This is a genomic window from Flavonifractor sp. HCP28S3_F3 (assembly GCF_052065355.1).
Classification (GTDB): Bacteria; Bacillota; Clostridia; order Oscillospirales; family Oscillospiraceae; genus Flavonifractor.
In genome coordinates this window covers 94,804-105,651 of record NZ_JBQHUF010000013.1, presented here as the reverse complement: position 1 = coordinate 105,651, position 10,848 = coordinate 94,804, and the positions used below count along the sequence as shown (strand labels likewise).

12 protein-coding genes are annotated in these 10,848 nt (G+C 54.2%); 10 read left to right on the top strand and 2 right to left on the bottom strand.

Annotated elements, in window-relative coordinates:
• The first annotated feature begins 177 nt into the window (after positions 1-177).
• From ACTNB1_RS11955 to ACTNB1_RS11915, 9 genes are all read left to right on the top strand, one after another.
• On the top strand, positions 178-945 hold the full coding sequence (locus ACTNB1_RS11955; protein ID WP_002586626.1) for a class I SAM-dependent methyltransferase: 768 nt from the start codon (positions 178-180) through the stop codon (positions 943-945).
• A 171-nt stretch (positions 946-1,116) separates the two neighbouring features.
• Positions 1,117-1,539: a sigma-70 family RNA polymerase sigma factor gene (locus tag ACTNB1_RS11950; RefSeq protein WP_002586616.1), complete on the top strand. Its 423-nt coding sequence runs from the start codon at positions 1,117-1,119 to the stop codon at positions 1,537-1,539.
• Positions 1,532-1,744 (top strand): helix-turn-helix domain-containing protein, encoded by a 213-nt coding sequence (locus ACTNB1_RS11945; protein ID WP_002586615.1) that lies wholly within the window; start codon positions 1,532-1,534, stop codon positions 1,742-1,744. The genes ACTNB1_RS11950 and ACTNB1_RS11945 overlap by 8 nt, the downstream gene beginning before the upstream one ends.
• A gap of 497 nt (positions 1,745-2,241) precedes the next feature.
• On the top strand, positions 2,242-2,640 hold the full coding sequence (locus ACTNB1_RS11940; protein ID WP_002596229.1) for a plasmid mobilization protein: 399 nt from the start codon (positions 2,242-2,244) through the stop codon (positions 2,638-2,640).
• Positions 2,612-4,237, top strand: coding sequence for a relaxase/mobilization nuclease domain-containing protein (locus ACTNB1_RS11935; protein WP_002596230.1), 1,626 nt, complete (start codon positions 2,612-2,614; stop codon positions 4,235-4,237). The genes ACTNB1_RS11940 and ACTNB1_RS11935 overlap by 29 nt, the downstream gene beginning before the upstream one ends.
• The gene (locus ACTNB1_RS11930) at positions 4,227-4,613 is read left to right on the top strand and encodes a cysteine-rich VLP domain-containing protein (RefSeq protein WP_002596231.1); all 387 of its coding nucleotides are present in this window, start codon (positions 4,227-4,229) and stop codon (positions 4,611-4,613) included. Before ACTNB1_RS11935 ends, ACTNB1_RS11930 begins: the two co-directional genes overlap by 11 nt.
• 15 nt (positions 4,614-4,628) lie before the next feature.
• Positions 4,629-5,480 carry a replication initiator protein A gene (locus tag ACTNB1_RS11925; protein WP_002596232.1) on the top strand — a complete coding sequence of 284 codons (852 nt, stop codon included), beginning with the start codon at positions 4,629-4,631 and terminating at the stop codon, positions 5,478-5,480.
• Positions 5,477-6,319 (top strand): ATP-binding protein, encoded by an 843-nt coding sequence (locus tag ACTNB1_RS11920; protein WP_002596233.1) that lies wholly within the window; start codon positions 5,477-5,479, stop codon positions 6,317-6,319. The genes ACTNB1_RS11925 and ACTNB1_RS11920 overlap by 4 nt, the downstream gene beginning before the upstream one ends.
• Before the next feature lie 14 nt (positions 6,320-6,333).
• On the top strand, positions 6,334-6,528 hold the full coding sequence (locus tag ACTNB1_RS11915) for a transposon-encoded TnpW family protein (RefSeq protein WP_002596234.1): 195 nt from the start codon (positions 6,334-6,336) through the stop codon (positions 6,526-6,528).
• Positions 6,529-6,592: 64 nt separating this feature from the next.
• On the opposite strand, the gene ACTNB1_RS11910 is transcribed toward ACTNB1_RS11915, so the two are convergent.
• Complete coding sequence (locus ACTNB1_RS11910; protein ID WP_002596235.1) at positions 6,593-6,793, bottom strand: hypothetical protein; 201 nt, start codon at positions 6,791-6,793, stop codon at positions 6,593-6,595.
• Positions 6,794-7,018: 225 nt separating this feature from the next.
• Here ACTNB1_RS11910 and ACTNB1_RS11905 point away from each other — a divergent pair, with 225 nt between their 5' ends.
• Positions 7,019-8,635, top strand: a complete 1,617-nt coding sequence (locus tag ACTNB1_RS11905; protein WP_002596236.1) for a recombinase family protein — start codon at positions 7,019-7,021, stop codon at positions 8,633-8,635.
• Between the two features lie 63 nt (positions 8,636-8,698).
• Here ACTNB1_RS11905 and ACTNB1_RS11900 read toward each other — a convergent pair whose 3' ends face one another.
• On the bottom strand, positions 8,699-10,795 hold the full coding sequence (locus ACTNB1_RS11900; RefSeq protein WP_441169743.1) for a fibronectin type III domain-containing protein: 2,097 nt from the start codon (positions 10,793-10,795) through the stop codon (positions 8,699-8,701).
• Between the last annotated feature and the right edge of the window lie 53 nt (positions 10,796-10,848).

Here is a 10,848-nt window from a genome sequence, read left to right as displayed (position 1 = left end):
CGGGCGGAGCGTATGCCTTACAGAGCTGAAAGGATATCAGGCCGCTGTCGGTCAGCCGGTCATCCAGCCCCGCCGTCCAAACAGCCGCCTGGACAAGGTGCGCCATATGTTTCAGAAGGTAATGTAAAGATACATAATCGTCAAGACGGCAACAATCAGAAGTTATGGAGGGTAACAATGGAATATAGTAAGGAAGATTTAATGGAAGCAAAAAAGCAAATTTGGGGAGTGGGAGAGAACATGGGAACAGAGGAAAGTAAAAAAATCTGGGAGGAGAACGCACAATTTTGGGATAATGCAATGGGTGACGAATCTAATGAATTTCACAGAGAGGTAGTGCGTCCCAAAGTAACGGAACTTCTATCTCCTAATCCTGCGGATTACATTTTGGATATTGCGTGTGGCAATGGAAATTATTCTTCGTATCTTGCACAAAGAGGCGCTTCGGTTGTCGCTTTTGATTACAGCAAAAAAATGATAGAATTGGCTAAAAGACGGCAATCACAATATGCAAAACAAATTGAATTTTGTGTGGCGGATGCGACCGATAGAAAAAGTATATTAGAATTAAAAAGAAATCGAGCCTTTACGAAAGCAGTTTCTAATATGGCAATTATGGATATTACGGATATTGAACCACTTCTTATGGCTGTTTATGAACTGTTGCAGGAAAGCGGAATTTTTGTCTTTGCAACGCAACACCCTTGTTTTGTCACGTTGACTGAAAAATATATGACACCGCACAGTTACTATGATATAGCGATTGAAGGGCAACCGAAAGAGCAGATTTATTATCATCGTTCCATACAAGATATTTTTAACCTTTGTTTTAGAGCTGGATTTGTCATTGATGGATTTTATGAAGAATGTTTTAAAACCAACAAAGAAATTCCTATGGTAATGATAGTAAGGCTTAAGAAGGTAAAACGTGATAGCTTAAAATAAATTCAAGTTTGTCGGGTAAATAGCAAACCCAGCCGAGCCAGTCAACGGTCAAGATGAACGGCGCATATGCGCAGCCGTTGACAGCCCCGCCCGCCTTTGCTGGTAGGCAATCAAGGGGCGACAGCAAGAAGTGCCACCGCCCCGCACTATTATTCAGAAAGGGGAATTTCCATGACCGACCAGATAGCCTATCAAGAATATATCCAGCGCAGGTACAACGCCTTTTGCAAGACTGTTATCCGCTGTGCCGCCTTGGACAAGATTTTGAAGCTTAAACGGCAATGGGAACGGCAAGTTTCCCTTGACTATCTGATGAACGAGAAGTTTGTCCAGTTTGCCGCGTCGGAGCCGGACGAGGAATACCCATTTACCGTCTGCGGTCAGACCGTCCTGCTCTGCAACGCCGCCCTTGCCGACGCGATCTCTGTTTTGCCGGAGCAGACGCGGGAAGAAATCCTGCGCTATTACTTTCTGCGCCAGCCGCAGCGCGTGATCGGCGCGTGTATTGGCCGGTCACGCAGCACAGCGGGGCGGCATATCCAGCTTGCCTTGCAGCGGCTACGCGAAGAAATGGGGGTGAGCCGGTATGAGTAGACTTCTCCCCTATGAAACAATCCTCAAAGCCCGTGAGGGCGACCCAGAAGCCGTGAACGCTGTCCTGCTCCACTACGCCGGATATATCCGCTATTTCTCAAAAGTGAACGGGCAGGTCAACGCCGAGGTGGAGGACTATGTAAAGCAGCGGTTAATTGACTGTCAATTCAAGTTCCGGCTTGACGAACCACCGGACAAGTCATAAAAACTGAATACCAGCCGCCACCGACGCGGCCAGCGAAAGCAGTAAGTCTTGAAAAAGATTTACTGCTTTTTTTGTTGTCCGGCTCCGCTCCCGGCCATTTTGCCCCCTGCCGGTTGTAGTAGTAAGCGAGGAGGGAATTTTTCTGCCCTGGTGTTTGGCATTTGGAGCATTTACCCGTAGTAGAGGGCAAAGAGAAAGGATTTCTCCAACACCGGGTAGAAACCACTGCGTCCGGTGTCATTTTAGCGAAAGCGGGCAGGAATGCCCTTTACAGGATTAGTAGTAGCAGAAAAAGAGAAACAAACTTTTGTGGTTGCAGTTTTCCAAAAAAGTGGCGGACGGAAGTGAGAGAAAGTTTGCAGTCACGGAGAGCAAGTTTCTACCACGGTGCCAAAATCCGCAATTCTGCAGTTTTGCCCCTCGCGGGAAACTTGTTGGGGAGTGCCTTCCCCAAACCCTGCTCATGCGCCCTTACGGGCGAGAAAGGAGGTCACACCATGCGAAAGAAATACAACACGCCCCACCGCAGCCGCGTTGTGAAAACCCGGCTGTCCGAAGATGAGTATGCCGACTTCACAGCGCGGCTTGCGCCCTATGGTATCAGCCAGTCCGAATTTCTCCGGCAGGCGATACGGCGGGCGACCATACGCCCGGTTGTCCATGTGTCGTCGGTCAATGACGAGTTGCTTTCCGCTGTCGGGAAGCTGACAGCCGAGTACGGCAGGATCGGCGGCAACCTCAATCAGATTGCCCGGTATCTGAACGAATACGGCGTACCCTACAACACCCTTTCCGGCGAGGTACGCGCCGCCATATCCGACCTTGCCGTCCTCAAGTATGAAGTCCTCAAGAAAGTAGGTGACGCGGTTGGCAACACTCAAGCATATCAACTCTAAAAACGCCGACTACGGAGCCGCCGAGCAATATCTTCTCTTTGAGCATGACGAGTTTACCATGAAGCCCGTCCTTGATGAAACCGGCAGGCTTATCCCCCGCGAGGACTACCGGCTGTCCACGCTGAACTGCGACGGGGAGGATTTTGCCGTTGCGTGTATGCGGGCCAATCTCCGCTATCAGAAAAACCAGCGGCGGGAAGATGTGAAAAGCCACCACTACATCATCAGCTTTGACCCGCGGGACGGGCCGGACAACGGCCTGACCGTAGACCGGGCGCAGGCGTTGGGGGAACAATTCTGTAAAGAGCATTTTCCCGGCCACCAGGCCCTTGTCTGCACCCACCCGGACGGGCATAACCACAGCGGCAACATTCATGTGCATATCGTCATAAACAGCCTGCGGATTGAGGAAGTGCCGTTCCTGCCCTACATGGACAGGCCGGCCGATACGAAAGTCGGCTGCAAGCACCGATGTACCGACGCTGCCCTGCGCTACTTCAAATCCGAAGTCATGGAGATGTGCCACCGGGAGGGGCTTTATCAAATCGACCTCTTGAACGGCAGCAAGAACCGCGTCACCGACCGGGAGTATTGGGCGCAGAAAAAGGGACAGGCCGCGCTGGACAAGCAGAACGCCCCCATGATTGCCGATAGTATCACGCCCCGGCAGACCAAGTTTGAAACGAACAAGGAGAAGCTGCGGCAGACCCTACGGAAAGCCCTTGCCACCGCCGCCAGCTTTGACGAGTTTTCCTCTCTGTTGCTGCAGGAGGGTGTGACCGTCAAGGAGAGCCGGGGGCGGCTTTCCTACCTCACGCCGGACAGGACAAAGCCAATTACCGCCCGGAAGCTGGGCGACGATTTTGACCGCGCCGCTGTCTTTGCCGTTTTAGAGCAAAACGCCGCCAGAGCAGCCGAAGCGCCAGCCAGATCCCCCGATCCCCCACGCACCATAAAAGACCGCTTGCAGGTTGCCAGAGCCGAGATAGCCGCCCCGAAACAGGACGGAGTGCAGCGGCTTGTGGACATTGAGCAGAAAATGGCCGAGGGCAAAGGCCGGGGCTATGAACGCTGGGCGAAGATACACAATCTGAAGCAGGCCGCCAAAACGCTGTCCGTCTACCAGCAATACGGCTTTACTTCCCCGGAGCAGTTAGAAGCCGCCGTTGACACCGCCTATCAGAAAATGCGCCAGACCAGCGGCGAACTGAAAGCACTGGAAACGAAGCTGCAAGGGAAAAAGAAGTTGCAGCGGCAGGTGTTGGCCTACGCCCAGACCAAGGCCGCCCGCGACGGGCTGCGGGCACAGAAATCCGAGAAAGCCCGCGCCGCATACCGGCAGGCCCATGAGAGCGATTTTATCATAGCCGACGCAGCAGCCCGGTATTTCAAGGCGCATGGCATTACCAAGCTGCCCGCCCGGAAAGCGTTGCAGGCCGAGATCGAGCAGCTTATCTCCGAGAAAGACGGCCTGTATAACACCTATCACGAACAGAAACAGCGGTTCAAGGAGTTGCAGACCGTCAAGCGGAACATCGACCAGATTTTGCGCCGGGACGAGCCGCACCGCAGAAAGGAGCAGAGCCATGAGCGATAACCTGCCCCACATGGACTACCGCCAGCACCGGCGGGCGCGGCGGCTGGTACATGAGTGCTGTAACTACGATGAGGGGAACTGCCTGCTATTGGACGACGGGGAGCCTTGCGTGTGCGTCCAGAGCATTTCCTTTTCCCTCATGTGCCACTGGTTCCGTGTGGCTGTCCTGCCCCTTGACGGGGAGCTGGCCGCAGCCCTCTTGTGCCGGGGAAGCCGGAAACGGTGTGCCGTCTGCGGGGCGGCCTTTGTCCCCAAATCCAACCGGGGAAAATACTGCCCCGACTGCGCCGGGCGCATGAAGAAAATCAAAGCCGCCGAGAGAAAGCGGAAACAAAGGCAGAGATGTCACGCTTTAGAGCCTTTCAAACCCGCATAAATCAAGGCTTTTTTCGTGGGTGTCAAAGGGTACGCGATACATTTATCCTTTTCCCCCGGAAACGGCGTTTTAATGCGTGACAATACGCCAAAATCAACCCGAACACAGGGAGGTGATCCTATCGCTGATTATATCAGGGCAGACACGCGGCTGCCCGCCTATCTGCCGTATCCCCGTTTCCTGCTGAAAATGGAGATTTCACAGACCGCCAAGCTGCTGTATTCGCTGCTGTTAGACCGTTCCACCCTCTCCCAGAAAAACAAGTGGCTGGACGACGAGGGCAGGATTTATATTATCTATCCCATCGCGGAGATAGCAGAAATACTGGATAAAGGCAGCACCACCATCAAGGGGGCGCTTAATGAACTGGACACGGCGGGGCTGTTGGAACGGGAACGGGGCGGCTTCTCCGCACCGAACCGGCTTTATGTCAAAGTACCGCCAGTGCCACAGGTACAGTTTTCAGACCAACTGATGGCCGGAAGTCCGCCCCTCATAGAGCCGGAAAACCGTCCTACTGATGGTCAGAAAACCGACCTTATGATGGTCGGAAAACCGTCCCCTAACCAAACTACTATAAACAACCTTACAGAGAGCCAAACAAAGGGAGTGAGTGGGGGGCCGTCCGCGCCCTATGGCCGATATGGAAATATTTTTCTGTCACAGACCGAATACGACGAGTTGCAGGCAGAGTACCCTGACAGGCTGGAACGGTTCATCGAGGAAATGAGCCGCTACCTTGCCGCCAACGGGAAAAGCTACCAGAACTATGCCGCCGCCCTGCGGATATGGGCGGGGAACGACAAAAAGGAAGCCCCTAAAAAGGGCATACCAGACTACTCATGCAAGGAGGGCGAGAGTTTATGAAGAATGAAATCAACGCGGTTTTGGAGAATATGACGACCACCATCCCGGAGCCGGAGGACTACACCGGCGAGGACGGTTTACTGTACTGCGGCAAGTGCCGCAAGCCGAAAGAAGCCTATTTTGCGCCGGATAAGGCCGCTATCTTCGGGCGCGACCGCCACCCGGCAGAGTGCGACTGCCAGAGAACCGCCCGCGAGGAACGGGAAGCCGCCGAAAAGCGGCGCAGACACCTTGACACCGTGGAAGAACTGAAACGCCGGGGCTTTACCGACCCCACCATGCGGGACTGGACTTTCGAGAACGACAACGGCAGGAACCCGCAGACCGGGCTTGCCCGCCGGTATGTGGAGCATTGGGAAGATATGCGGACAGACAATATCGGCTGCCTGTTCTGGGGCGGCGTAGGCACCGGCAAAAGCTACCTTGCAGGCTGTATCGCAAACGCCCTCATGGAGAAAGAAATCCCCGTCCGCATGACGAACTTTGCTCTTATCCTCAATGACCTTGCCGCCAGCTTTGAGGGGCGCAACGAGTACATTTCCCGCCTTTGTCGTTATCCGCTGCTGATCCTTGACGACTTCGGCATGGAACGCGGGACGGAATACGGGCTGGAACAGGTGTTCAATGTGATTGACAGCCGTTACCGCAGCGGCAAGCCGCTGATCGTCACGACCAACCTTACGCTGGACGACCTGCACAACCCGGAGGACACCGCCCATTCCCGGATTTATGACCGCCTGCTTTCCATGTGCGTCCCGGTACGCTTTACCGGCGACAACTTCCGGCAGGAAACCGCCAAGCGGAAAATGGAGAGCATGAAGAAACTGATTACCGACTGAAAGGAGTATTGCCTATGGCAGATAACAAGCAGCACGACACCCGCACCACCCGCCGCCCTGACTGTGTGACGGAAATCCGCATGGGCAATTCCGTCCTTGTCGTGTCCGGCTATTTCAAGAAAGACACCACAACCACAGCCGCCGACAAAATGGCGCGGGTACTGGAAGCGGAAGCCGCTGCTACACAGGAGCCGACTTATCCGGCGTGAACCGGGGCATGGAAAAGCGGCCATGCCAGGGAGCATGACCGCTGGAACGAAAATCGGAAGTGCTTTAGCAATTCTTAATCTCATTCTCTATAAAATAATTTGCAATTTCAAAGGCTTTTATTCTTCTCTTTGCCAATGTGATTTGTGATTTATAACGCTCGGAATTATCCTTTGATTCAAATGTTTTTACTGTTTCTCTTAGCTTGTGCAGAGTTGAATCAATTTGCCTTTTGGCCGCGGTTAATTCATCTATTGTATACTTCATGTTTTCTCCTTTAACTTCTGATTTTTTTGTTAAATCAGAGTATACCACGGAGTTATGAACTTTTCTACTGCAAATATGGGACGACAACCCATACCATAAAAATCGGAAAATTGAAAAGCTGTAAAGAAGCAAATTTAACGCTTTTGCCGCTGTACAGCCCCCGCCGTTCCGTGGTACAATGAAACCACGGAATAGTGGGGCTGGCTGTCGGAAACGGAGGATTTTATGTTAAGACAAGCCACCCAAAACCTCATTACCGCCCTTTATCCGAGATTGTCCCACGAGGATGAATTGCAAGGCGAGAGTAATTCCATATCGAACCAAAAAAGGATACTCGAAACCTACGCAAAACAGAACGGCTTTACCAATCTGCGCTGGTACACCGACGACGGTTTTTCCGGCGCGAACTTCCAGCGGCCCGGATTTCAAGCCATGCTTGCGGACATTGAAGCCGGGAAAGTGGGTACGGTCATCGTCAAGGACATGAGCCGGTTAGGGCGAAACTACTTGCAGGTAGGGTTTTACACGGAAATGCTGTTCCCTCAAAAGGGTGTGCGTTTTATCGCTGTCAACGATAATGTGGACAGTGCCAGCGAGGGCATGGACAACGATTTTACCCCGCTGCGAAATCTGTTCAATGAATGGCTGGTGAGAGATACGAGCAAGAAAATCAAGGCAGTGAAAAAGTCAAAAGGCATGAGCGGCAAGCCTGTTACCAGCAAGCCGGTTTACGGCTATGTGATGGACGAGGACGAGAATTTTATTATAGACGAGGAAGCCGCCCCGGTGGTGCAGCAGATTTACCAGCTTTGCCTTGCCGGGAACGGCCCGACCAAGATTGCCCGTATGCTGACGGAGCAGCAAATCCCCACGCCGGGGACGCTGGAATATCAGCGGACAGGCAGCACCCGCCGTTATCACCCAGGCTATGAGTGCAAATGGGCGACCAACACCGTCGTTCATATCCTCGAAAACCGAGAGTACACCGGATGTCTGGTGAACTTCAAAACGGAAAAGCCTTCTTATAAGGTCAAGCACAGCATAGAGAACCCCGTCGAGAAGCAGGCCATTTTCGAGAACCACCATGAGCCGATCATCGACAAGGAAACATGGGAACGGGTGCAGGAGTTACGCAAACAGCGCAAACGCCCGAACCGCTACGATGAAGTGGGGCTGTTCTCCGGGATTTTGTTCTGCGCCGACTGCGGCCATGTGCTGTATCAGCAGCGGTATCAGAACAAAGACCGCAAACAGGACTGCTACATCTGCGGCAGCTACAAGAAGCGCACCCGCAACTGTACGGCGCACTTTATCCGCACCGATCTGTTGACCGCTGGTGTCCTGGCAAATCTCCGGCAAGTGACCGAATACGCAGCCAAGCATGAGAGCCGGTTTGTGAAACTACTTGTCCAGCAGAACGAGATCGGCGGCAAGCGAAAGACCGCCGCAGCCATCAAGCAGCTTGAACAGGCGCAGGAACGCATTTCTGAAATCAGCCGCATTATCAAGCGGCTGTATGAGGACAATGTAAACGGCAAAATCAGCGATGAGCGTTTCATGGAACTGTCGGCTGACTACGAAGCCGAGCAAGCGGAGCTGAAAAAGAGAGCCGCCGCCCTGCAAGCCGAACTGGACAAGTCACAGGCAGCTACCGTCAACGCCGAGAAATTTATGGGCATTGTCCGCAAGCACCTTGCCTTTGAAGAACTGACCCCCACTCTCTTGCGGGAAATGATCGAGAAAATTGTGGTGCATGAGTGCAGCTATGATGAGAACGGCACCCGCAGGCAGGACATTGAGATTTATTACAGCTTTGTCGGCAAGATTGACTTGCCCGAATAACCGCCCGACCTATCCGACACAATGGCCAAGTGTCGGATAGGAACGGCAAAATTTTTTGCACTTCTATTGCTTCTTTATCACACATAAGCAAACGGCCAGGGTGACCCCGCTGATCTCCTCCACTGCCTCCGCCATGTGGTCGGCCACCTTGCTCAGGCCCAAATCGGCGGGGTCGTTGATTACGATTTTGGAGCCGTCCGTCAGCGTAAATTCTCCGTCGTAGCCAAACCACTCCTGCACGGAGGGCACAATGCCGGGCTTGGCATTGGCACCGCAGCTGTCAAACCAGCCGGTCCCCTCATAGGCGGCGCTGCCGCTGTGGTCCGGGATGGTCACATCGATATTCTTCCGCGCAGTGTCCTCGGGATCGGTATCGCTGCTCAGCTCCAGCAGCAGCGTCACCCGCCGCTGGCCGATATTGGTGCCCAGAATGGTGCCGTCATTGGACACGATCTGTTCCAGCTCGCTGCCGACGACCTTCAGCGTATATCCCTCAGCCACCTCGGGCAGGGGGATCTGGGTATCCGCCTCGCCGATGGCGGGCAGCGCGGTGATCTTGTCCATCTCCGAACCGGCGTCCACGGGCGGCACATAGACATTGCCCTGGATGGAAATGTCGTCATAATAGCCGGGGGCAACGCCCTGCGGATTGGTCCAGTCGTCACCAAAGGTCAGTTTATTAAAGGACGTGATATCGGTAGCTGTGTTGATCAGCTTCCCGTCGATGTACATCTTCAGGCTCTGGCCGTCGGAGCAGTCCCATTTGAACTCATGCCAGCCAGCCGTCCGCGCAACACCCGTGGCCTTGTAATTACCTGCACCCGGATAGCGCATCATATATTGGCCCTTGTTCTGTTTGCTGTTGATGCCGATACCCGCCATCTTACCGGGAGCATCCGAACTCTCCACGAACGCCACATGAAGCGTGACGCCGGAGGTCGTCTGCATGGTATCGTAATACCACACCGAGATGACGCCGTGCAGCACGTCTTCATTGGACCAGACCAGAGCAGTCTGCTCCGCACCGGCAGAGAAGCTCTTCCCGGTACCGGTGGTATGGTCCTGATCTTCGCTGGTCTCCGCCGTGGGATATTTGGCGGTCCAGCTGGGATCGATTCCGTCCTCAAAGTCGTCCCGGAACTCCACATCCCAGGTAATCTGAGGGGCGGCCTCTGTTGTAAAGCTAATGGTAGCAGGCTCCGATTCGTTGCCCGCCCCGTCGCAGGCGATTACTTTTGCAGTATACTCCGTTTCAGACGCCAGGCCCGTCAGGGTAAAGGTCTCCGCCGTAGGAGTGCCTCTGGGATCGCTTTCATCTCCTACGTACACCTTGTAGCCGGTCACCCCGACGTTATCCGTTGCCGGGCTCCAGGTCAGCACGGCCCCGTCGCTGGTAGGCTCAGCAGAAAGACCCGCAGGGGTGGAAGGTGCCTCTTCATCCGGAGCTACCGGCCCGTAAATCTCGATCTCCTTCAGATTGACATTGACGCCGGGCGCCTTTGCATTTACCTTTTCACAGTAAAAGCGGACATACCGGTCCACGGTCGTGATCTGAAGGCCGGGAACGCTCTCAGATGTAATGACGTCCACGTTGGCAGCCGTAGCCGGATTGGTGTTGCCGGTTTCATCCGCCACGTTCTGGCCATCGGCATTTTTGACCGCGCCGTCAAAGGAAGCGCGCTCTACCCGCACTACCGTTCTCCAGTCCTCCGCGTCCGCGCCGCCGGTGGGCGAGGTCTGGATCTCATAGACCATGGGCCATACCTTCATGTTGTAATACAGCTTGATGGAGCTGATGTCGTGGGTGCCTTCCCCCAGATCCACCTGAAGCCACTGCGCCGCCTGCTCGGCAGTATCTTCCACCGCGCCGGAGGGCTTCATATCGCCGGAGGCCCACTGTTTGTCATACTTTCCGTCCACTGCGGTCTCGGGCGTTGTGCCGTCCCCGCTCTCTGAGGCCAGCACAGGACACCCCAAGGCCAGGTTTCCTGTTTCGCTGTTTTTCTGCTGCCCGTTTTGCACAAGCATTTCCGAACCTTCGTCCGCTCCCCAGGCAGGCCTCTCTGTACCTGCCGCCAGCGCGGAGAAGGGCAGGCAGCCTGCAAGCATGAGCAGGACCAACAGCGTACTCAGGATGCGTCTACTTGATGTACATTTCATACCATATCTCCCCCCTAAAATATAGACCTACTGGTCTATATTTTAGGGGGGCA